This window comes from Plantactinospora sp. A48 (assembly GCF_055793945.1).
The window spans coordinates 38,255-60,409 of sequence record NZ_JBTIXF010000001.1; the positions used below are offsets into that span (position 1 = coordinate 38,255).

The following is a 22,155-nucleotide window of genomic DNA, read 5'->3' on the forward strand; positions in this document are numbered from 1 at the left end:
GCGACTGCGGGGCTCGCAAGCTCACTCCTCGCGCTCACCGGGACCCGCCCAGGAGCAGGTACAGCACGGCCATCCGGACGGAGACACCGTTGGCGACCTGCTCGACGATGGTGGAGCGCGGCGAGTCCGCGACCTCCGGCGTGATCTCCATGCCCCGGTTCATCGGACCGGGGTGCATCACCACGGCGTGTTCGGGCAGTCGGCGCAGCCGGGGCCCGTCCAACCCGTACCGGCGGGCGTACTCGCGGGCCGACGGGAAGTAGGAGGCGGTCATCCGTTCCCGCTGCACCCGCAGCATCATCACGACATCCACGGTGGGTAGCACCGCGTCCAGGTCGTACGACACGTCGGTGGCCGGCATCCCCGCCGGACCGCCGGGCGGGCCGGGTGGGATCGCCGCGCCGGCCCGGGCGGCCCAGTCGACCGGGACCAGGGTGGGCGGCCCGACCAGGGTGACCTTGGCACCCAGCGTGGTCAGCAGCAGCACGTTGGACCGGGCGACCCGGCTGTGCAGCACGTCACCGACCACGGCCACGTGCAGGCCGGCGATCCGGCCCAGCCGGGAGCGCATGGTGTACGCGTCCAGCAGGGCCTGCGTGGGGTGCTCGTGGGTGCCGTCGCCGGCGTTCACCACGCTGCCGTCGACCCAGTTCGCGAGCCGGTGCGGCGCGCCGGACGCCGGGTGGCGGACCACGACGGCGTCGGCGCCCATGGCCTGGAGGGTGAGCGCGGTGTCCTTGAGGCTCTCGCCCTTGGAGACGCTGGAACCCTTGGCCGAGAAATTGATCACGTCGGCGGACAGCCGTTTCGCGGCCGCCTCGAACGAGATCCGGGTCCGGGTGGAGTCCTCGTAGAACAGGTTGACCACGGTCCGGCCCCGCAGCGCCGGCAGCTTCTTGACCTCCCGGCCGCTCACGCTGGCCATCTCGGCCGTGGTGTCCAGGATCAGGGTCGCGGTGTCGGCGTCCAGGTCGGCGCCGGAGAGCAGGTGGCGGATCATCGCGGACGCCTCCCGTCCGTCGCCGGCCCGGTCGTGTCGCCCGGGCGGGGCGTACCCACCGGCGGGGTGTCGGTCGCGGGCCCGGCCGGCAACAGCCGGACCTCGTCGGCGCCGTCGGTCTCGGCCAGCGTCACCCGGACGCTCTCGGCCAGCGCCGTGGGGATGTTCTTGCCGACGTAGTCGGCCCGGATCGGCAGCTCGCGGTGCCCCCGGTCGACCAGCACGGCGAGCTGGACCGAGCTTGGCCGGCCGAGATCGTTGAGCGCGTCCAGGGCGGCCCGGACGGTACGTCCGGAGAAGAGCACGTCATCGACGAGGATCACCCGCTTGCCGTCGATCCCGCCGGTGGGGACCTCGGTCGGGCCCACCGCGCGGATTCCCTTCCGGCGCAGGTCGTCGCGGTAGAGGGTGACGTCCAGCACTCCGACCGGCAGCTCGACGTGCTCGAAGGCGTGGATCCGGGCGACCAGCCGACGGGCCAGCGGCACGCCCCGGGTGGGGATGCCCAGCAGCACGGTGTCGTTGGCGCCCTGGGTCTTCTCCAGGATCTGGTGGGCGATGCGGTCGACGACGCGCGCGACGTCGGAACTGGTCAGGATGACCTTCACGGACGGTGGCGACACGTGTTGATCTCGGGCGGCCTGTGGGTAGGCCACGGCGGACCTCCTTCCCCGCCTCACGGGACGGGTCGTTAAAGGATGTCGGGAACGGCCTGCTCAAGGGGCCAGGCCGGGGCTCGCCGTCACGTTACCAGCGGCCCGCGTCGAAACCGGTCCGGGCCTCGTGGAACGGTCGAAAATCACTGATCTCCTGGTCAGCGAGGCGAAATGACCGGTTCGCGAAACCTTCTCGTGAACCGACCGGTAGCCAGCACTTGACCCCGTGTCGCAATCCCCGTACCGTCACGCTCCGTAGCGATCGCTGGGATGAACCCCGAGCCAGCACTGGGAGTGACCGAATGCCGTCTGAGTACGCCAAGTCGTTGGGCGCCCGCCTGCGCTCGATCCGCCAGCAGCAGGGGCTGTCCCTGCAGGGCGTCGAGGAGAAGTCGAACGGCCGTTGGAAGGCCGTAGTGGTCGGCTCGTACGAGCGGGGCGACCGGGCGGTAACCGTGTCCCGGCTCGCCGAGCTGGCCGACTTCTACCGCGTCCCCGTCTCGGAGCTGCTGCCCGACGGCAGTGGTGTCCGGCACGAGCCGACCAACAAGATCGTCCTGGACCTGGAGCGGCTGTACGACGAGGCGTCGGAGGAACTCGCCTACGTCGCCCGGTACGCACGGGCCATCCAGCAGCAGCGGGGTGACTACAACGGCCGGGTGCTGTCGATCCGCGCCGACGACCTGCGGGCGCTGGCGATCGTGTACGACGCCTCGCCGTCCGGCCTGATCGAGCGGTTGACCGAGCACGGTGTGCTGGTCGCCGACCCTCGGGCACTGTTCGCCTCCTGAGGCGGTTCGCCTTCCGAGGCGACGGGTACGACGAGGAGGCCCCGGGGTGATCCCCCGGGGCCTCCTGTCATCTCCCGAAACACTGCCAACTCCCGAAACACCCGGCCGAGGTCGAGTTCAGCGGGTCGCGGCGATCGTCGCGGTCGAGCTCAGCGGGTCGCGTACTCGGCGATCCGGCCCAGCACCCCGTTGAGGAACCGGGGCGAGTCGTCGGTCGACATCTGCCGGGCCAACTCGACCGCCTCGCTGATCGCCACCGGGTCGTCGATCTCGTCCAGGTAGAGCAGCTCGTAGACGGCGATCCGAGCCAGGTTCCGGTCGATCACCGGCATCCGTTCCAGCGTCCAGCCCTCGGCGTAACTGGCGATCACCTCGTCAACCCGGTCGAGGTGCTGCGCCACCCCCTCGACCAGCCGCACCGTGTATCCCAGGTGCTCCGGATGGGGCTTCGCGATCCGCTCGAGATAGCCGGCCAGCACCTCCACCGGTGGACGGTCCCGCAGGTCAGCCTCGTACAGCACGTCCAGCGCCCGCTTGCGCGCTTTGCGGCGCGCGGGCATCTGCGACTTGGGCGCCTCGGCCATCAGGCTCGGCCGAGGTAGCGACCGTCGCGCGTGTCGACCTTGATCTTCTCACCGGTGGTGATGAACAGCGGCACCTGGACGGTCGCCCCGGTCTCCACGGTCGCCGGCTTGTTGCCACCGGTGGACCGGTCGCCCTGCAGGCCCGGCTCGGTGTAGGTGATCTCCAGCACCACGCTGGTGGGCAGCTCGATGTACAGCGGGACGCCCTCGTGGGTGGCGACCGTCGCCTCCGCCTCGGGCAGCAGGTAGTTGGCCGCCTCGCCGACGGTGCCGCCGGGGACCGGGATCTGGTCGAACGTCTCCAGGTCCATGAAGACGTAGTCCTCGCCGTCGGCGTACAGGTACTGCATGGTGCGCTTGTCGACGGTGGCCGTGTCGACCTTGGTGCCCGCGTTGAACGTCTTGTCGACGACCTTGCCGGACAACACGTTCTTCAGCGTGGTGCGCACGAACGCACCGCCCTTGCCGGGCTTGACGTGCTGGAACTCGATGACGGTCCACAACTCGCCGTCGAGGTTGAGAACCAGACCGTTCTTGAGGTCGTTGGTGGTGGCCATGTCCTGCCTTGATCTTCAAATGACGTATAGACGGGGCAAGTCTACCCAGCGCCGGAGTCGGCGGCGTCGAGGGCCCGACGATCTTGCGGCTATCGGGGGGTCTCGCCCGGAATGTCGTAAGACGACCCCGTGGTCGACGGCCCGGCCGCACCGGCCAGGTGCAGCAGCGCCAGCCGGTAGCCGTCCACCCCCAGCCCGCAGATCACCCCGGTGGCCACCGCGGAGATCACCGAGTGGTGCCGGAACTGCTCCCGGGTGTGGATGTTGGAGATGTGCACCTCGACCAGCGGAGCCCGCAGCATGGCGCAGGCGTCCCGGACCGCGTACGAGTAGTGCGACCAGGCGCCCGGGTTCAACACCACCGCCGCGCCCGCGTCGGCCGCCGCGTGCAACCACCCCAACATCTCGGCCTCGGCGTCGGTCTGCCGCACGGCCACGTCCAGCCCGACCTCGGCACCGGTACGTTCACACAGCTCCACCAGGTCGGCGTAGGTGGTCCGGCCGTACACCTCCGGCTCCCGGCTACCCAGCCGGCCCAGGTTCGGACCGTTCAACACCTCGACCCTCACTGTTGGGACACCGCCTGGTAGGCGGCCCGGAGCAGGTCCTCGTCCGGGCCGGCGAGGGTGCCGGGCCGGGCCAGTCCGTCGAGCACCACGAACCGCAGGGTGTCGCCACGGGCCTTCTTGTCGACCCGCATCACGGGCAGCAGCCGGGGCCAGGCGTCCGCCGGGTAGCTGACCGGCAGACCCAGCCGGAGCAGGATCGCCCGGTGCCGCCGCGCGGTGTCCGGGTCCAGCCGGCCCGTGAGCCGGCCCAGCTCCGCCGCGTACACCAGGCCGACCGCCACGGCGTGCCCGTGCCGCCACCGGTAGTCCTCGACCCGTTCGATGGCGTGCGCCAGGGTGTGCCCGTAGTTGAGGATCTCCCGCCGCCCGGATTCCCGCAGGTCGGCCGAGACGACCTCGGCCTTCACCCGGATGGCCCGCTCGATGAGTTCCCGCAGCACCGGCCCGGTCGGGTCGGTGACCGCCGCCGGGTCCCGCTCGATCAGGTCGAGGATCGCCGGGTCGGCGATGAACCCGCACTTGACCACCTCGGCCAGCCCGGTGACCAGCTCCGGCTCGGGCAGCGCGGTCAGCAGCGACAGATCGGCCAGCACCCCGGCCGGCGGGTGGAACGCTCCGACGAGGTTCTTCCCGGCACCGGTGTTGATCCCGGTCTTGCCGCCGACCGCCGCATCCACCATGCCCAGCACCGAACTGGGTATCCCCAGCCAGCGGACCCCGCGCAGCCAGCAGGCCGCCACGAAACCGGCCAGGTCGGTGACGGCCCCGCCGCCCACGCCCAGCACCGCGTCACCGCGGGTGAAGCCGGCCGCGCCGAGCCGCTCCCAGCAGTCGGCCGCCACGGCCAGATCCTTGCCCGCCTCGGCGTCGGGCACCTCGATCGGCAGCGGCCGACGCCCGGCGCCGGCCAGCCGCTCGGTCAACGCCAGGGCCACCCCGGCCAGCGGCGGGGCGTAGAGCACGGCGATCCGGTCCGCGCCGGGCAGCAGATCGGGTACGGCGGCCAGCAGGTCGCGGCCCACCAGCACCTCGTACGGCCGCTCGCCGCCAACCGGGATCCGGGTGAGTTCTCCGGTCTCGTTCATCGATCCGAGCCTAGTCCCGCGCCGCCGGCGCGTCGGTCCGGCCGGGGGTGTGGCGACGCAGGATCGTCAGCACCTCCTCGGCGACCTCGGCCGGCGTCCGGCCGTCGGTGTCGACCGTGTACGTCGCCACCCCGGCGTACAGCGGCCGGCGCTGGTCCATCAGGTACTTCAGGGTGGCCCGCGGGTTGATCGCCAGCAGCGGCCGGCCGGCGCCCAGGCCCACCCGGCGGACCGCGTCGGCCAGTCCCACCGACAGGTGCACCACCGTGTGCCCGGTCAGCAGCCGCCGGTTGTCCTCGGCGAGGATCGCCCCGCCGCCGAGCGCGAGCACCCCGTCGAAGGACCCGAGCGCCGCGGCCACGGCCTCCCGTTCCAGCTCGCGGAAGTGCGCCTCGCCCTCGTCGATGAAGATCTCGGGAATGGTCTTGCCGGCCAGCACCTCGATGTCGGCGTCGGTGTCCTGGAACGCGACGCCGAGCGCCTCCGCCAGCAGCTCACCGGTACTCGTCTTGCCGGCACCGGGGGCGCCCACGAGCACGCAGACCGGCGCGCGCGCGGTGGCGTCGGAGCCGGCCGTTCCCCCGGCCCGGTCGGGACCGAACGGGTCAGAGCCGGGCGCCGTGGACCCGGACGGATCGGGGCCGGCCGGTGCGCCGGTCACCGGATCACCAGGTTGTCCAGGTAGCTGGCGAGGTTGCGGCGGATCTCCGGCACCGAGTCGCCGCCGAACTTCTCCGTCGCCGCCTCGGCGAGCACCAGCGCCACCATCGCCTCGGCCACCACCGCCGCGGCCGGCACGGCGCACACGTCGGACCGCTGGTTGATCGCGGTGGCCGGCTCGCCGGTGGTCACGTCCACCGTGGACAGCGCGCGGTTGAGCGAGGAGATCGGCTTCATGGCCGCCCGTACCCGCAGCGGCTCACCGGTGCTGATACCGCCCTCCAGACCGCCGGCCCGGTCGGTGACCCGCCGTACGCCGGTGGCGGTCGGCACGATCTCGTCGTGCGCCACCGAGCCCCGCGAGCGGGCCTGGGTGAAGGCGTCGCCGATCTCCACCCCCTTGATCGCCTGGATGGACATCAGCGCGGTGGCGAGCCGGGCGTCCAGCTTGCGATCCCACTGCACGTGGCTACCCAGGCCCGGCGGGACGCCGTAGGCGAGCACCTCGACGATCCCGCCCAGCGTGTCGGCGTCCTTGCGTGCGGCGTCCACCTCGGCGACCATCCGGGCGCTGGCCTCCGGATCGAGGCAGCGCAGCGGGTCGGCGTCGATCCGCTCGGCGTCCTCCGGCCGGGGTTGCAGACCCGGCTTGGCGACCACCGAGCCCAACTCGACCACGTGCGAGACGATCTCCACCCCGAGCGCCTGCCGGAGCAGGGCCCGCGCCACCGTGCCCACCGCCACCCGGGCCGCGGTCTCCCGGGCACTGGCCCGTTCCAGGATGGGCCGGGCGTCGGTGTGGCCGTACTTCTGCATGCCGGCCAGGTCGGCGTGGCCGGGACGGGGCCGGGTCAGCGGCGCGTTGCGGGCCTGCCCGGCCAACTCGTCCGGGTCCACCGGGTCGGCGGCCATCACCGTGCGCCACTTCGGCCACTCCGAGTTGCCGATCCGGACCGCCACCGGGCTACCCAGCGTGACGCCGTGCCGGACACCACCGACGATCTCGATCTCGTCCCGCTCGAACGACATCCGGGCGCCCCGGCCGTAACCCAGCCGGCGCCGGGCCAGCTCCCGGCCAAGGTCCCCGCTGGTCACCTCGATCCCGGCGGGTACGCCCTCGAGCAGTGCGACCAGGGCCGGTCCGTGCGACTCACCTGCGGTCAACCAGCGCAACACGGGGGCAAGTGTGTCACGCCACGCACCGCCCGACACGCACCGGCCCACCCATCCCGCCTGCTGGTAAGGAAGGGCCCCCTGTTATCGCTTTTTGTATAGGAAGGACCCCCTCCTAACACCTGGACCCACCGCGCGCCGGAGCTGCCGGGGGGCCGGACCCACCGCGCGCCGGGGCTGCCGGGACCGGACCTTCCGAGGGCCGGCCTGTCGCGGGTCGGCCGGGGGTCGCTGTCTGCCTGCTCACGTCCCGGGTCGGTGGACCGGCATCGGCGCTATGTTGCGGTGGAGATCGTCAATCGTGGGGAGTGCCTACCGTGTCGGAAACGACCGGCCTGTCCGTGCGTCCGGACCCGCCATCGCCCAACCGTCCGGCGGCGCACAGCCATCCGGCGGCGCCCACACACCCGACGGCGCCCACACATCCGGCGGCGCCCACACACCCGACGGCGCCCACACATCCGGCGGCGCCCACCGGACGGGCCGGCGCCGCGCTGCTGGCGCTGCTCGGCACGCTGACCGCCATCGGGCCGCTGTCGCTGGACATGTACCTGCCGGCGCTCCCCGACCTGACCACCAGCCTGGCCGCGACGCCCGCGCAGATCCAACTGTCGCTGACCACCTGCCTGGTCGGCCTCGCCGTGGGCCAGTTGGTCACCGGACCGCTGAGCGACCGCTGGGGCCGCCGCCGGCCGGTGCTGATCGGCGTCACCGCGTACGCGCTGCTGGCGCTGGCCTGCGCCGCGGCGCCGAACGCCGGGATCCTGGCCGGCGTCCGGTTCGCGCAGGGCTTCGCGGGCGGTACGGGCGTGGTGGTGGCCCGCGCGATCGTCCGGGACCTCTACTCCGGTCGCGCCGCGGCCCGGTACTTCTCCCGGCTGACCCTGGTGTTCGGGATCGCGCCGGTCGCCGCGCCGAGCCTGGGCAGCCTGGTGCTGCGGTTCGGCTCGTGGCGGACGGTCTTCCTCACCCTCGGGGTGATCGGGCTGCTGCTCGCCGCGGCGGTCGCCTGGCGGCTGCCGGAGACGCTGCCGGCGCACCGGCGCGGCACCGGCGGTCTGGCCGCCACCGCCCGCACCATGCGGTCGCTGTTCGCCGACCGGATCTTCCTGGGGTACGCGCTGACCCAGGGACTCGCCTTCGCCGGCCTGTTCGGTTACATCTCCGGGTCGTCGTTCGTCTTCCAGGAGGTCTTCGGCCTGCCCGGCGGGGTGTTCAGCCTGATCTTCGGGTTGAACGCGCTGGGTCTGGTCGCCACGGGTCAGCTCAACGCCCGGCTGCTGGACCGCACCGATCCGCGCCGGCTGCTGGTGACCACGTTGTTCGTCGGCGTGGCCGCCGGGGCGGGGCTGCTGGCCGGCGCGGCCGCCGGCAGCGTCGTACCGGTGGCCCTGGCGCTGTTCGTCTTCGTCGGCTCGCTCGGCATGGTGACGCCGAACAGCCTGGCGCTGGCCCTGGACCGGTATCCGGACTCGGCCGGCAGCGCCGCCGCGCTGCTGGGGGCGGTGCAGTCGGTGGTGGGTGCCGCCGCCGCGCCGCTGGTCGGCCTCGGCGACGCCGGCAGTGCCGTGCCGATGGCGCTCGTCGTGCTCGGCGCCACGACCCTGTCACTCACCGCCGCGCTCACCCTGTCCCGATCGGGTACGCGGACCGCCGCGGCCTGAGCGCCTACCGCGCCACCCCGCGGGATGTACGCCAGCCACCTCAACCGGGCAGCTTGAGGTGGCTGGCGTACACCCAACGAAGGGCAACCCGGACGGCCCCCGTGCGGCACGGACAGGCCGGCGCGGCACGGACGACGCAGCGCGACCGGACGACACAGCGCGACCGGACGACGCAGCCCGACGCACGGACGGCACAGCGCGGCACGGCGGCACAGCGCGGCACGGCGGCACAGCGTGGGTGCGGGGGCCGGCCGGCGGGTTCAGGCGCGGCGGGCGGCGGCCAACGCGGCGGCCATCGCGGTTCGTGGGGCGGTGCGCCGGGTGAACAGCTCGAACTGGCCGATCGCCTGGGCCAGCAGCAGGTCCAGCCCGGAGACCACGGGGCAGCCGGCCGCCCCGGCGGCCACCGCCAGCGGCGTCGGCCACGGGTCGTACAGGGCGTCGAAGTAGACGCAACCGGGACGCCAGCGGACCGCGCCGGCCAGCGGGTCGGCCACCCCCTTCGGCACGGTCGAGATCACCAGATCGGCGTCCATCCGGGCCGCGTCGGTCCAGTCGGCACCGCGCATCGGTACGCCCAGGCGCTCGGCCACCGGTCGCAGGTCGTCGATCGCGGCCGGCCGCCGGGCCAGCACGGTCACCTCGGCGGCGGCCAGCCGCGCCGCCGCCGCCAGCGCCGCCCGAGCGGTACCGCCGGCGCCCAGGACGGTGACCTCGGCACGCGCCGGCACGCCGGCCGTGGTCAGCACCTCCACCATGCCGGCCACGTCGGTGTTCTCGGCGTACCAGGTGCCGTCGTTCCGCCGTACCAGCGTGTTGGCGGCGCCAACGGCGGCGGCGACCGGCGTCACCTCGGCGGCCACCCCGAGCGCCGCCTCCTTCAGCGGCATGGTGAGCGACAGGCCGGCCCAGTCCGGACCGAGCCCGGCGACCAGGTCGGGCAGCTCGGCCTCGGCGCACTCGATCGCCGTGTACGACCAGCCGGGCAGCCCGGCTGCCGCGTAGCCGGCGTTGTGGATCACCGGGGAGAGCGAGTGCCCCACCGGTTTGCCGAGGACGGCGGCCCTCACCCGCAGTTCTCGCCGGTCAGCACGCCGTTGCGGCACATGGTCCGCTGGAGGTCCCGGAAGCCGGCGTCGTCCTTGGCGTAGCCCATCGTGCCTTCCTTGTCGATGGACACGAAGAAGATGTTGTCGCTCTCCGGGGGGTTCATCGCGCCCTTGAGCGCCGCCTCGCCCGGATTGCTGATCGGGGTGATCGGCAGGCCGTCGACGTCGTGCGTGTTGTACGGGTTCTTCGGGTCGTTCAGCTCGCTCTGCTTGATCTTGTCGGAGTCCTTGGGGTCCTTGCCCTGCAACCGGAACCAGTAGTTGATCCCGCTGTCGATCTTGAGGCAGTGGCACACCGAGTACTTGCCGGCGTACACCCGGTTGTAGATGACCCGGGCCACCGGCCCCATGTCCTTGGCGTTGACCGACTCGGCCTGGGCGATCGACGCGGCGATCAACGCCTCGTACGGGCTGATCCCGCCCCGCTCCGCCTCCACCGTCTCGACGAACTTCATGTCCGTGGTGACCTGGAGGAACTGGGCGATCATCATCCGCAGGATCTGTTCGGCCGTGGCCCCCTTCGGGATCTCGTACGTCGCCGGGTAGAGGAAACCCTCGATGCTCTTCGTCGTCTTCTTGTGGTCGTTGCGCTTGAACCAGAAGTCCGGCACACCCAGGTTCTCCGGGTCCTTGGCGGCCTTCTTGAACTCGTCGACCGGGATCTTGGTCTTGTCCGACAACTTCTTGTAGATCGCCAGGCTGATCTCGCCCTCGGTGACGGTCACCCCGTTGACCAGCCGGCTCTTCGGGTCCAGCAGCAGGTTAACCGCGTCGGACGCCTTCATCTGCTTGCGCAGTTTGTACGTCCCCTCGCCGACGTTCTTGCCCCGCGAGTTGTCCTCGGCCGCCTTGATGTACGCCTTGGCGCTCTTGACGACATCCGCCGTGTACAGCGTGTTGCCGATGTCGCTGATGGAGTCGCCCTCCTTCACCTGGACGACCACCTCACCGGTGCCCGGACCCGGGTAGTCGGGGGTGCCGAAGAAGCTCTGGATCCGGCCGAAGCCGTACCAGGCGCCGCCGCCCAGGGCGGCGAGCAGGACCAGCGTCATGAGCAGCGCGGCGAACGTCTTGCCCCGGCCGCCGGCCTTCCCGCCGGTCCGCTTGGCGACGTAACCGCGCCGATGTCGGCCCTTCTCGGCCCGCTCCTCGAAGCCGAGATCCAGCTCGTCGATCATGTCGTCCGCCTCCGCTGCGCGTCCAGCCAGCTCTGCAGGATCTCCACCGCGGCCGCCTGGTCGACCACCGCCCGCTGACGCCGTCCCTTGACGCCCCGCTCGGACAGCCTACGAGACGCGACGACTGTCGACATCCGCTCGTCGGCAAGCCTGACCGGGACCGGTTCCACCACTCCGGCAAGCCGGCGGGCGTAGGTCGAGGCGATCTCGGCGGCCGGCCCGTGCCGGCCGGCCAGCGTCACCGGCAATCCGACCACCACCTCGACCGCCTCGTACTCGCCGACCAGCCGGCCCAGCTCGGCCAGGTCCGTCGGGACGTCCGGATCGGCCGTCCGCAGGTCCCGGGCCAACGTCACCAGCGGGGTCGCGAGCACCCCGTCCGGGTCGGAACGGGCCACACCGACACGCACCTGCCCGACGTCCACCCCGAGGCGGACGCCGCGCGGAAAGTCTGTCATCGTGGTCCGTTTCCTCCGCAGACGGGAAAGGGGGCGGTTCGTCGTGGCCGAGAAAACCACAGCGAACCGCCCTACGGCAACCGAGGTGGGCGTTCCACCACGCCAACCACACGGTAAGGAGTACACCGGCCACCAAAGGTGACCCCACGGCACCGGGTCCGGACACCGGCCAGCAGGAGAACCGCCAGGGGCAGCAGCAGGGACCCGGCGCCGGGCAACAGAAGTGGCCCGGCGCCGGGTCGATCCCCGGACTACGCCCCGGCGATGGCCCGCTCCACCGCGCCCAGCAGGCCGGGCGCCTCGGCGGCCGGCAGACCTCCGCCCTGGGCGAGGTCCGCGTTGCCGCCGCCCCGACCCGAGAAGGCGCCCTTGACCAGGTCCACGGCCGACAGGCCGCGACCCTTCGCCGCCGCGTTGACCGCCACCACCATGGAAGCCTTGCCACCGGAGCGGGCCGCCACGGCCACCACGGCCGGACGAGCCGCGTCGATCCTGCCCCGGATCTCCTGGGCCAGGGTCCGGACGTCGTTCCCGGCCGCGCCCTCCGGCGCCTCGGTGCCGACGTACGCGACCCCGCTCAGGTCCCGCGCCTGCGCCGCGAGCGCCCCCGCACCACCGAGCACGAGCTGGGCCCGCAGCTTCTCCAGCTCCTTCTCGGCGTCCCGCAACTGGGTGACGGTCTGCTCGACCCGGTCGGCAACCTGGTCGGCGGGCACCCGGTACAGCTCGGCCAGCCGGGACACCAGCAGGTGTTCCCGGGCCAGGAACCCGAAGGCGTCGATGCCGACCAGCGCCTCCACCCGGCGTACCCCGGAACCGATCGACGACTCGGAGAGGATCTTGACGAGCCCGAGCTGACCGGACCGGGAGACGTGGGTGCCGCCACACAGCTCCCGGGCGTAGTCACCGACCTCGACCACCCGGACCCGTTCGCCGTACTTCTCGCCGAACAACGCCATCGCGCCCAGCCGGCGGGCCTCCTCCTGGCTGGTGATGAAGGCGTGCACCTCCAGGTCGTTCAGCAGCACCTCGTTGATCTGCTGCTCGACGTCGGCCAGCACGCTCGGCGACACCCCGGTGGGGGTGTTGAAGTCGAACCGCAGCCGGCCCGGCGCGTTCAGCGACCCGGCCTGGGTCGCCGACTCGCCGAGGAAGTTCCGCATGGTCTGGTGGACCAGGTGGGTCGCGGTGTGCGACCGGGAGATCGCCCGCCGCCGGGTGACATCGATCTCCGCGTACGCCGTCTCGCCGGTCCGCACCTCGCCCCGGATCACCCGGGCCTTGTGCACGGTCAACCCCGGAATCGGCTGCTGCACGTCCAGCACCTCGAGCTGGCCGCCGCCCACCGTGATCAGGCCCTGGTCGGGCTGCTGACCGCCGCCCTCGGCGTAGAACGGGGTGGCGTCCAGCACCAGCTCCACCAGCTCGCCCTCGCCGGCCGCCGGCACCGCCCCACCGCCGGACAGCAGCGTCCGGACCGTCGACTCGCGGCTGATCTCGGTGTACCCGCTGAACAGCACCGGGCCGCCCGCGTCCAGCGCCGACCGGTACTCGGAGGTGTCCACGTGCCCGGTCTTGCGGGCCTGCGCGTCGGCCTTGGCCCGCGCCCGCTGGTCGGCCATCAGCCGACGGAAGCCGTCGGAGTCGACCTGGAGACCCTGCTCGGCGGCGATCTCCAGGGTCAGGTCGATCGGGAAGCCGTACGTGTCGTGCAGCTGGAACGCCTTCGCACCCGACAGGCTCCCGCCGCCGGTCGCCTTGGTCTCGGCGATCGCCGTGTCCAGGATCGTGGTGCCGGCGCGCAGCGTGGACAGGAAGGCGTCCTCCTCCGCGTAGGCGTACTGGGAGATCCGGTCGAAATCGGTAGCCAGCTCTGGGTACGACGGCGACATGCAGTCCCGGGCCACCGGCAGCAGTTCGGGCAGCGAACGGTCCTGGTAGCCCATCAACCGCATGGCGCGGATCGCCCGGCGCATGATCCGGCGCAGCACGTAGCCGCGGCCCTCGTTGCCCGGCGTGACACCGTCACCGATCAGCATCAGCGCGGTCCGCACGTGGTCGGCGACCACCCGCAGCCGGACGTCGTCGGGGTGCGACTCGCTGGCCACATGCGACGGGTTGGCGCCGTACCGCTTGCCGGTCAACCCGGCCGCGTGGTCCAGGATCGGCCGGACCTCGTCGATCTCGTAGAGGTTGTCGACCCCCTGCAGGATCGACGCCATCCGCTCCAGGCCCATGCCGGTGTCGATGTTCTTGGCCGGCAGGTCACCGAGGATCGGCCAGTCCTCCTTGCCCTGCCCCGGCCCCCGCTCGAACTGCATGAAGACGAGGTTCCAGAATTCGAGGTACCGGTCCTCGTCGACCTCGGGTCCGCCCTCGCGGCCGTACGACGGACCCCGGTCGTAGAACAGCTCCGAGCAGGGGCCGCACGGACCGGGAATGCCCATCGACCAGAAGTTGTCCGCCTTGCCCCGCCGGACGATCCGGTCCGTGGGCACGCCCACCTTGCGCCAGATCTCGTACGCCTCGTCGTCGTCCAGGTAGACCGTGGGCCAGATCCGCTCGGCGTCGAGCCCGAAGCCGCCCGTCTCCACCGATCTGGTGGCCAGGTCCCAGGCCAGCGGGATCGCCTCGGACTTGAAGTAGTCGCCGAACGAGAAGTTGCCGTTCATCTGGAAGAACGTGCCGTGCCGGCTGGTCTTGCCGACCTCGTCGATGTCCGGGGTCCGGATGCACTTCTGCACGCTGGCGGCGCGCCGGTACGGCGGCGTCTGCTGGCCGAGGAAGTACGGCACGAACTGCACCATGCCGGCGTTGATGAACAGCAGGTTCGGGTCGTTGATGGCGGGCAGCGGAGCGGACGGCACCACGGTGTGGCCGGCCGCCTCGAAATGCGCCAGGAACCGTCGCTTGATCTCCGCCGTTCTCATCGGGTGCCTTCCTCCCGGAACCGCTCGTCAGCGCCGGGCGCGGGCTCCCGCAGCTCGGCGAACTTGTCCTCGTACAGCACGCCCTCGGTGAACGCGCGCTGGATCTCCTCCTCGCGCTCCGCCATCCCGTCGCGGACGTCGTCCACGAAGCTACGCAGCGACTCCACCAGGCCGCCAACGGATTCCGTGAGCGACGTGGCGATCCCGGCGGGCGTGTACGCCTGGGCCGTGCGGGTGACCTTGCGGACCACCAACGCGCCGACCGCGAGCCCGATCCCCAACCACAGCAACCGCCTCATGCCCCCATCCTTCCTGGTCGGCGTCCCGGCTCCAGCGCCGGGTTCAGCGGTCGGACCGGCGGGCGGACCGGCGGCGCTGCTTGATGGCGGTCCGGACCTCCTTCTCGGTCTCGGCGTGCCGGCGGGCGGCGGCGGCCCGGCGGATGCCGTAGCCGAAGGAGGCGACCTTGACCAGCGGGTTCGCCGCCGCCGCGGACACCACGGTGGCCAGGTTGGCCACGTTCGCCGTGACGTTCTGGGCGTGCCCGGTCATCGTGTCGATCTTGGCAAGTTGGAGGTTGACCCCGTCCAGCGAGGTGTGGACCTGCTGGAGCGCGATGTTGACGTTGCCGACCGTCGCGGTCACGTCACTCAACAGCGGACCCGTCCGCTCGTTCATGTCGTTGATCGCCCGCGTCGCCGCGTCGACCGTGCGCCGCAACCGGAGGATCGGTACCGCCAGCACCAGCACCAGCATCAGAAACGCCCCAGCCGCGACCAGTGCGGCGATCTCTCCACCACTCACCCGTGTCCTCCTCCACCCAAATCCGGAAATCGTCGCGGGCCCTGGTACCCCGGCTGCGGTCTCGCCTACCGGAATCGAGGCCGGCGATTACACCCGTCCGTCTCCGCCAACGTGCAGACCCTACAGTCCGTGACGACCACGGGTCGCACGACGGGCGGATGCCCCGGAGCCCGGAGTGGATCGTCAGGAACCGGTCGGCCGTGGATCCACACCGGTGAGCGACGGATCGGTGCTCGGCTGCGGACCGGTCCGGTCGTCGTCGACGGCGTTACGCACCTTGACCGACACCTGCGAGCCGGCGCAGTCCGCCTCGTCCTTACGGTCCTGCGGCGGCGGCTGTAGCCGGCCGTTCGGCGGCGCGCTCGGATCCGCCGGCACGTTGCAGGTCGGCTTGCGTACCCACAGGTCCAGGGTCAGTTCGTCCCGCCGCCAACAGCTGTAGTGCCCCTCGACCTTCTGCTCCGGACACAGCGGCGGCTGCCAGGGCTGCCAGCCGGCCTTCTTGAGCGCGGCGACGTACACCCGGTTGGTCTCCTCGGGATCGCGCTGGGACCGCGTGATCCGTTCCCGCAACCGGCAGTCGATCATGCACCAGCGGTTGCCGCTCACGTCGTCCACCGTGCCGATCGCGGACCAGGCGGGCAGGCCGAGTGCGTCGAGTGACGTGAAGACCGGATCCCGGTCGGCCGCCCGGAAACCGAAGTAGAGCGGCAGGGCCGCCAGCACCACCAGGCAGGCCAGGATGAGAGCGGCCAGCCGGAGCCGGCGCTTCTCCCGCATCTGGCGGCGCAGCTCCGCTGGGGCACCGCGGACCGCGTCCACCCCGGTCGACATCCGGTTACGGCCCTCGCCGACCGACTTCGGGACGGCGCTGTTCGGCGGCGCTCCCCGGCCCGGTCCCGCGCCGACCGGTTCGGGTGGCACCACGGCTGCCGCCCGGGCCACCGGCACCGACGCGGCACCGGTCACCGGAGGTGGTCCGGCCGGCGGCGTCGGGGCGGTCGGCCGGTCGGGTCCCGGCGACGGCCGTCCGGCCGGGCGGACCGGTACGGCGGTGCCGCCGACCGGCGCCACGCCCGCCGGCGGTTGCCCGGCGGGCGCCGGGCGGTCGACCCGGACCGCTCCGCGCGGTGGTTCGGTACCCGCGGCGGCCGGCCGGGCCGCACCCCGGGCCGGCTCACCGGGCACACCGGACGGCCGACCCGACGGCGGAGCCGGTGAGCCCGGCGCCGGCCGGACCGCGCCGGGTGCAACCGGGGCCGGCGGCCTGCCATCGGTACGGCGGTAAGGGGTGCGCTGGTCAGCGGCCGGGTGCTGGGCCGACGGCCCGGTCGGGTCCTCCGCCGGAGCCGGTGATCCGCTTCCGCGCGGCGCCGCGCCACCCGGCCCACCGGGTGGCCTGGTTCCGCGCGGTGGCTGACCGGCCGGCGGCAGGGCCGGTGCCGGCACCCCGGGACCGGCGGGCGGTTGGCCGGGCCGAGCCACGCCGGCAGCCCGTCCCGGCAGGGGCGGCCCGGACGGCGGACCCGCGGCACCACCGACGGACCGGTCCGGCACGGGCGGTCCGGACACCGGACCCGCGGCGCCACCGGCCGCGCCGCTCACCGGCGCGGACCGGTCACCGCGACCGCGGCGGAGCCAGTCGGCTGGGCGGGCCGGGCGGCGAGGCCCGTCGGGCGCCCCACTCCCCCGTGGCGGCACCGGTCCGTCCACACCGCCATGCCGAGGCGGGCGGATCTCACCAGTACCGCCCGCGTCCAGTCCACCGGCGGCACCGTGCCGGGGCGGGCGAATCTCACCGCTACCGCCCGCATCCGGTCCACCGGTGCCACCGTGCCGAGGCCGGTGGCTCTCGCCACCGCCGTCCACGTCCAGTCCACCGGCGGCACCGTGCCGGGGCGGGCGGACCTCGCCGCCACCGTCCGCGCCCGGTCCGTCCACACCACCGTGTCGAGGCGGGCGCACCTCGCCCGACATCTCGGACAGTCCGTCCCGGACCCGGCCGGGTTGCTGGCCACCGCGACCCGCCGGATCGCCTGTGGGTCCGGCGGGCTCGGCTCCCCGGACCGGCGCGGGACCGAATCCCGCCCGGCCGGAATGCGAACCCGGCGCACCCTGCGAGCCCGGCACACCCTGTGGACCCGGCACACCCTGCGAACCCGGCGAACCCTGTGGACCCGGCGCACCCTGTGGACCCGGGCCCGGACCGGGCCGGACCGGCGCGGACCGCGCGGCCGGCGTCGCCGGACCGGGCCGCGCCGCCGGCCCACCCGGCTGACCCGGCCCACCCGGCATCCTCGGCTGGCCCTGCGGACCCGACATGCCCGGCTGGCCCTGCGGACCCGACATGCCCGGCTGACCCTGCGTGCCAGGTTGGCCCGGCGGAGGGGCCTGACGCTCGGGCCAGGGCTCCCCGGCCGCCGCCCGGGACCGGCCCGGGGCGTCCGGACCGGACGCCGAGCCGGGTCGCCGGGGATCCGGCACCTCGGCGGGCCGGCCCGGCCCGTGCTCGGCACCGGCCGGTGGCGCGTCCCGACCATCCGGCCCACCGATCCCACCTCGCCGGTCGCGGGCCGTCCGCAGGTCGTCGATCCAGCCGACCTCCTCGGCCGGTACCTCGGCCGGCGGGACCGGCTCGGACCGGGCGCGTCCCCACCGGCGCCCCCGGGCCGGTGGCTCGCGTCGCTCCTCGGAACCATCCCCCGGACGTTCCGGACCACGCGGTGTCACGGTTGCTCCCCTTCCGTGGCCGGCGATCCGCCGGCCACCATCGCGCCGGCGCGCTCCACCCCGGCAGCGATGTCGTCTCCCGCCAGCGCATCGGTCGCCAGCCGCGCCACGTCCCGCCCCGCCGGCGTGCCGGATCCGCCGACCCCGGCGGTGCCCGCGCCCTCGGCGCGCCGGGGCGCCGACCGACCCCGCACGATGCCGCGCAGCGCCGGTAGCCGACCGGCCACCGCTCGCTCGGCGCCATGCTCGGTGGGCCGGTAGTAGTCCACCCCGACCAGATCGTCCGGCACGTACTGCTGGGTCAGCACCCCGCGCTGGTCGTCGTGCGGATAGCGGTAACCCCGGCCGTGCCCGAGACCGCGGGAACCCGCGTAGTGCGCGTCCCGCAGCCCCGGCGGGACCTGGCCACCCCGACCCGCCCGGACATCCGCCATCGCCGCCCCGAGGGCGGTGGTCGCCGAATTCGACTTGGGCGCGGTGGCCATGTGGATCACCGCCTGCGCCAGGTTGAGCTGCGCCTCGGGCAGGCCGACGTACTCCACCGCGTGCGCCGCGGCGGTGGCGACGCCGAGCGCCGAGGGGTCGGCCATCCCGACATCCTCGCTGGCGAAGATGACGATCCGGCGGGCGATGAACCGGGCGTCCTCGCCGGCGACGAGCATCCGGGCCAGCCAGTGCAGCGCCGCGTCCACGTCCGAACCGCGCATGCTCTTGATGAAGGCGCTCGTCACGTCGTAGTGCGCGTCGCCGTCCCGGTCGTACCGCACGGCGGCCACGTCGACGGCCCGCTCCGCGACGGCCAGGTCGATCACGACCCCGGCGGGACCCTCGGGCCGGTGCTCACCTCCGTCAAATGCCGGCTCCGGCTGCGCGCCGGAAGGACCCTCGGGCCGGTGCTCACCTCCGCCAGACCCCGGCTCCGGCTGCGCGCCGGCCAGAGCGGCGGCGGCTGCTGCCTCCAGGGCGGTCAGCGCCTTGCGCACGTCACCGCCGGCGAGGCGTACCAGGTGGTCCTCGGCGTCGGCGGCCAGGGTGACCGCGCCGCCCAGGCCGCGTTGGTCGGTCACCGCGCGGCGCAGCAGACCGCGCACGGCGTCCTCGCCGAGCGGCTGGAGAGTGAGCAGCACGCACCTCGACAGCAGGGGGGAGATGACCGAGAAGTACGGATTCTCGGTGGTGGCGGCCAGTAGGGTGACCGTCCGGTCCTCGACCGCCGCCAGCAGCGAGTCCTGCTGGGTCTTGCTGAACCGGTGTACCTCGTCGATGAACAGGACGGTCGGCGAACCCCCGGCCCGGCGGCGCCGGCGAGCCGCGTCGATCACCGCCCGGACATCCTTGACCCCGGCCGAGAGCGCGGACATGGCCACGAACTGCCGGTCGGTGGCGCCCGCCACCAGGTGGGCGATCGTGGTCTTGCCGCTGCCCGGCGGCCCCCAGAGGATGACCGACATCGGTGTCGACCCACTCACCAACTGCCGCAACGGTGCGCCGGGCGCGAGCAGATGCTCCTGGCCGACCAGTTCGTCCAGGCTCACCGGGCGCATCCGGACGGCCAGGGGCGAGTCGGGCGCCGGCCGGGACAGCCCGGCCACCGTGGCGTCCCCGCCGGGAGCCGTGGGTACGCCGCGAGACACCGCGGGCGCCTCGTGCGCGCCGCCGGTTTCGGTGAGCGGAAACAGGCCGTCCGGTTCCATCAGCACGACAGTACCGGCCCGGCCCACGGCGCCGAACACGCGCCGAAGGCCGGGCCGGTCGGGTCGTACGACCGGGTCAACCCCGTCATACGTCCGGGTCGATCGGGTCGTCCGGGCGGCTCAGCCGCGACCCGGACGGCGACCCCGGTACCAGCGGCCACCGCCGCCACCGCCGCCGCCACCACGCGGCCCACGGCCGACACCCGCCAGGTACAGGGACAGCAGCAACAGCCCGATCAGCACCAGGGTGTTCCAGTTGAACAGGTCGTGTGCGCCGAGATCCGTGTCGAACAGGTCCAGCAGCAGGGCGAAGCCGAAAACTATTGCCGCGGCGATGGCGAGCATCTCAGTCCTCCGGTGGGGGTTCCCAGTGAGTCGGCGCGGGATGTACCCCGTCGGACTTCCCGTCAATCTCCCGGGCTGATCAACCGGAGCGGCGGGCCGGCGTCGGTGCGAGTCGCCGGGCTCAGCGCCACGGCGCGCCAGGCCGGCAGGTACAGCGGCGCCGCGACCGCGAGCACCAGGGCGCCGGCCAGCATCGCCACGCTGACGCTGGTGGCACCCGCCAGCGCCGTGAGCACGACGCCGCCGAGCGCGCCGGCCGGCTGACCCATCATCGAGTTCAGCGACAGCACGCTGGTCCGGTACGGCCCGTCGACCTGCCGGTGCAGCAGCCCCTGGTGCAGCGGGTTGCTGGCGCCGTGGACGACATAGCAGGCCAGGTACGCGGCGAGCACCCCGACCGGCCCGGCCAGCAGGCCCATTCCGAGCACGGTGGCGCCCTGCAGGATCCGTAGCAGCGCGGCGGCCGGGGCCGCCCCGAGCCACCGGGCGACCGGCGCGGCGAGGGCGGCGCCGGCGGCCGACGCGATCCAGGCGGCCGAGCCGGCCGGTCCGAGCAGCGCGGCGGCCCGGTCCGCGCCGTTGACCACGTCGGCGAGCCGGATCGGCAGCAGGGTCTCGAAGGTGACCATGCCGAAGCCCCAGAACACCTCCACGAGTACGAGCGCGACCAGCACTCGCGAGCGGCGCAGCAGGCCGAAGGCTCCGCCGATGGCCCCCGGCACACCGCGTACGGAGGCCCGCAGCGCGTCCCGCCCGCCGGCCGGCCGGACCTCGACCAGCAGCCAGAGCAGTCCGGCCAGGCCGAGCAGTTGCAGCGCGGCGGCGACCAGCACCGGCGTGGTCAGCGCGCTGACCGGCCCGACCGGCCCGAGCGCCACCAGTCCACCGCTGATCAGCGCGCCGGCACCGATGGCCAGCCCGGCTACCGTTCCGGCCCCGCCGAGGCCGCGTTCGAGCTGGGCGTCCGGGTCGTCGGCGAGCACCGCGTCGACGTACCAGGAGTCGAGCGGGCCGCTGTCGAGCGCCCGGAACGCGCCCTGCAACAGGAAGACCACCACGAACAGCGCGACCGACGAGGCGACCGCGAACAGCGCCAGCGACACGACGTTCAGCAGGGCGGCGGTCACCAGCACCGGCTTGCGGCCGAAGGCGTCCGCCAGACCGCCGGTGGGCAGTTCCAGGACGAGCACCAGCAGTCCCTGGGCGGCCATCACCATCCCGATCTCGGCCAGCGCCAGGCCACGCTCCCGCATGAGCAGCACCAGCACCGGGATGATCAGCCCGGTGGGCAGCCACCGCAGACCGTAGAGGACCAGGTACCGACGGTGGGCCTGGCGGACGGTGAGCGTGCTCACCGGGCCTGCTCGACCAGGGGATATCCGGCCAGGAAGACCTGCACCGGCACGGCTGCCGGCGACGTCTCACCGGACGGTCGCGGCGTGCCGCCGTCCGCCGCCGACGATCCGGTCGACGACGATCCGGTCGACGACGATGCGGTCGACGACGATCCGGTCGACGACGGTCCGGCCACCGACGGTCCCGGCTCCTCAGACCCGGCCGCCGACTCCGCCTGGTAGCGGAGGAGGACCTGCCACACCTCCGCGTTGAGCGCCTCGAGCCGGTCGGGTGTGAGGGTCAGCAGCAGGTCGCTCATGCCGGCCGCGTCGCGCCAGGCCGCCGGGAAGTCCTGCTGGACGGCGAGCCAGCGCTCGGCCCGCTCCGCCAGGATCCGCACCTGGTCCCCCTGGATCCACTCGGCCGCCGCCCGAGCGTCCGGATCGTCGTCGAAGTCGGTGGGATCCCAACTGCTCAGATCGTGTCCGGCGCGCCACCACCGCTGCCGCCCGCTGGCCAGGTCCGGCTCCTCGACCACCAACCCGACCTGCGCGAGCTGACGCAGGTGGTAACTGGTGGCGCCGGTGTTGGTGTCCAGCATCGCGGCGAGCGTGGTCGCCGTCGCGGGCCCCTTCAGCCGCAGCGCGCCGAGCAGCCGCAGCCGTAGCGGGTGCGCCAGGGTCCGTACCTGCCGGCCGTCCAGCCGCACCCGGCTGGGGCCCGCCGCCTCCACTCGATCCATGGTTGCACAATACCTGTGCACAGAGTTTATGCAAAGGAACTGTGCACAGTTGATGACCGTGCTCCCGATCGGTCGACCTGATCGTGGCGGC

20 protein-coding genes and 2 pseudogenes are annotated in these 22,155 nt (G+C 73.1%); 2 read left to right on the forward strand and 20 right to left on the reverse strand.

What is annotated here, in order from left to right; translation table 11 throughout:
• Nucleotides 1-34: 34 nt before the first annotated feature.
• Both ACXN5W_RS00185 and pyrR read right to left on the reverse strand, forming a co-directional pair.
• Nucleotides 35-1,000: an aspartate carbamoyltransferase catalytic subunit gene (locus ACXN5W_RS00185; protein WP_473156027.1), complete on the reverse strand. Its 966-nt coding sequence runs from the start codon at nucleotides 998-1,000 to the stop codon at nucleotides 35-37.
• 92 nt (nucleotides 1,001-1,092) lie between these two features.
• Nucleotides 1,093-1,656 (reverse strand): annotated as a pseudogene (pyrR, locus tag ACXN5W_RS00190) (bifunctional pyr operon transcriptional regulator/uracil phosphoribosyltransferase PyrR); the annotation flags it as partial.
• Nucleotides 1,657-1,958: 302 nt separating this feature from the next.
• Here pyrR and bldD point away from each other — a divergent pair.
• Entirely contained in the window at nucleotides 1,959-2,447 is a 489-nt protein-coding gene (gene bldD, locus ACXN5W_RS00195; protein ID WP_095564825.1) for a transcriptional regulator BldD, read from the forward strand.
• Between the two features lie 149 nt (nucleotides 2,448-2,596).
• On the opposite strand, the gene nusB is transcribed toward bldD, so the two are convergent.
• The 6 genes from nusB to aroC form a co-directional block, all read right to left on the reverse strand.
• On the reverse strand, nucleotides 2,597-3,007 hold the full coding sequence (gene nusB / locus ACXN5W_RS00200; protein WP_473156289.1) for a transcription antitermination factor NusB: 411 nt from the start codon (nucleotides 3,005-3,007) through the stop codon (nucleotides 2,597-2,599).
• A 23-nt stretch (nucleotides 3,008-3,030) separates the two neighbouring features.
• Nucleotides 3,031-3,588 (reverse strand): elongation factor P, encoded by a 558-nt coding sequence (gene efp, locus ACXN5W_RS00205; RefSeq protein ID WP_473156028.1) that lies wholly within the window; start codon nucleotides 3,586-3,588, stop codon nucleotides 3,031-3,033.
• Nucleotides 3,589-3,677: 89 nt separating this feature from the next.
• On the reverse strand, nucleotides 3,678-4,157 hold the full coding sequence (gene aroQ, locus ACXN5W_RS00210; RefSeq protein WP_473156029.1) for a type II 3-dehydroquinate dehydratase: 480 nt from the start codon (nucleotides 4,155-4,157) through the stop codon (nucleotides 3,678-3,680).
• On the reverse strand, nucleotides 4,154-5,242 hold the full coding sequence (gene aroB, locus ACXN5W_RS00215) for a 3-dehydroquinate synthase (RefSeq protein ID WP_473156030.1): 1,089 nt from the start codon (nucleotides 5,240-5,242) through the stop codon (nucleotides 4,154-4,156). The genes aroQ and aroB overlap by 4 nt, the downstream gene beginning before the upstream one ends.
• A gap of 10 nt (nucleotides 5,243-5,252) precedes the next feature.
• On the reverse strand, nucleotides 5,253-5,780 hold the full coding sequence (locus tag ACXN5W_RS00220; RefSeq protein WP_473156290.1) for a shikimate kinase: 528 nt from the start codon (nucleotides 5,778-5,780) through the stop codon (nucleotides 5,253-5,255).
• A gap of 119 nt (nucleotides 5,781-5,899) precedes the next feature.
• Complete coding sequence (gene aroC / locus ACXN5W_RS00225; RefSeq protein WP_473156031.1) at nucleotides 5,900-7,078, reverse strand: chorismate synthase; 1,179 nt, start codon at nucleotides 7,076-7,078, stop codon at nucleotides 5,900-5,902.
• A 338-nt stretch (nucleotides 7,079-7,416) separates the two neighbouring features.
• On the opposite strand from aroC, the gene ACXN5W_RS00230 reads away from it, so the two are divergent.
• On the forward strand, nucleotides 7,417-8,739 hold the full coding sequence (locus ACXN5W_RS00230; RefSeq protein WP_473156291.1) for a multidrug effflux MFS transporter: 1,323 nt from the start codon (nucleotides 7,417-7,419) through the stop codon (nucleotides 8,737-8,739).
• A 260-nt stretch (nucleotides 8,740-8,999) separates the two neighbouring features.
• Here ACXN5W_RS00230 and ACXN5W_RS00235 read toward each other — a convergent pair whose 3' ends face one another.
• From ACXN5W_RS00235 to ACXN5W_RS00290, 12 genes and pseudogenes are all read right to left on the reverse strand, one after another.
• A complete protein-coding gene (locus ACXN5W_RS00235) occupies nucleotides 9,000-9,809 on the reverse strand; it encodes a shikimate dehydrogenase (RefSeq protein ID WP_473156032.1) in 810 nt (269 codons plus the stop codon).
• Complete coding sequence (gene mltG, locus ACXN5W_RS00240) at nucleotides 9,806-11,026, reverse strand: endolytic transglycosylase MltG (protein ID WP_473156033.1); 1,221 nt, start codon at nucleotides 11,024-11,026, stop codon at nucleotides 9,806-9,808. Before mltG ends, ACXN5W_RS00235 begins: the two co-directional genes overlap by 4 nt.
• Nucleotides 11,023-11,484 carry a Holliday junction resolvase RuvX gene (gene ruvX / locus ACXN5W_RS00245; protein ID WP_473156034.1) on the reverse strand — a complete coding sequence of 154 codons (462 nt, stop codon included), beginning with the start codon at nucleotides 11,482-11,484 and terminating at the stop codon, nucleotides 11,023-11,025. Before ruvX ends, mltG begins: the two co-directional genes overlap by 4 nt.
• Before the next feature lie 251 nt (nucleotides 11,485-11,735).
• Complete coding sequence (gene alaS, locus ACXN5W_RS00250) at nucleotides 11,736-14,414, reverse strand: alanine--tRNA ligase (protein ID WP_473156035.1); 2,679 nt, start codon at nucleotides 14,412-14,414, stop codon at nucleotides 11,736-11,738.
• Complete coding sequence (locus ACXN5W_RS00255; protein WP_473156036.1) at nucleotides 14,411-14,713, reverse strand: hypothetical protein; 303 nt, start codon at nucleotides 14,711-14,713, stop codon at nucleotides 14,411-14,413. The genes alaS and ACXN5W_RS00255 overlap by 4 nt, the downstream gene beginning before the upstream one ends.
• A 43-nt stretch (nucleotides 14,714-14,756) precedes the next feature.
• Nucleotides 14,757-15,218: a DUF948 domain-containing protein gene (locus ACXN5W_RS00260; RefSeq protein WP_473156037.1), complete on the reverse strand. Its 462-nt coding sequence runs from the start codon at nucleotides 15,216-15,218 to the stop codon at nucleotides 14,757-14,759.
• Between the two features lie 183 nt (nucleotides 15,219-15,401).
• Nucleotides 15,402-16,406, reverse strand: a complete 1,005-nt coding sequence (locus ACXN5W_RS00265) for a hypothetical protein (protein ID WP_473156038.1) — start codon at nucleotides 16,404-16,406, stop codon at nucleotides 15,402-15,404.
• Between the two features lie 413 nt (nucleotides 16,407-16,819).
• The gene (locus tag ACXN5W_RS00270; RefSeq protein WP_473156039.1) at nucleotides 16,820-17,098 is read right to left on the reverse strand and encodes a hypothetical protein; all 279 of its coding nucleotides are present in this window, start codon (nucleotides 17,096-17,098) and stop codon (nucleotides 16,820-16,822) included.
• 846 nt (nucleotides 17,099-17,944) lie between these two features.
• The gene (locus ACXN5W_RS00275) at nucleotides 17,945-19,642 is read right to left on the reverse strand and encodes a replication-associated recombination protein A (RefSeq protein WP_473156040.1); all 1,698 of its coding nucleotides are present in this window, start codon (nucleotides 19,640-19,642) and stop codon (nucleotides 17,945-17,947) included.
• 120 nt (nucleotides 19,643-19,762) lie between these two features.
• Complete coding sequence (locus tag ACXN5W_RS00280; RefSeq protein ID WP_473156041.1) at nucleotides 19,763-19,987, reverse strand: hypothetical protein; 225 nt, start codon at nucleotides 19,985-19,987, stop codon at nucleotides 19,763-19,765.
• Nucleotides 19,988-20,049: 62 nt separating this feature from the next.
• Nucleotides 20,050-21,342 (reverse strand): MFS transporter, encoded by a 1,293-nt coding sequence (locus tag ACXN5W_RS00285; RefSeq protein ID WP_473156042.1) that lies wholly within the window; start codon nucleotides 21,340-21,342, stop codon nucleotides 20,050-20,052.
• A 182-nt stretch (nucleotides 21,343-21,524) separates the two neighbouring features.
• Nucleotides 21,525-22,064 (reverse strand): annotated as a pseudogene (locus ACXN5W_RS00290) (helix-turn-helix domain-containing protein); the annotation flags it as partial.
• Nucleotides 22,065-22,155: the final 91 nt, after the last annotated feature.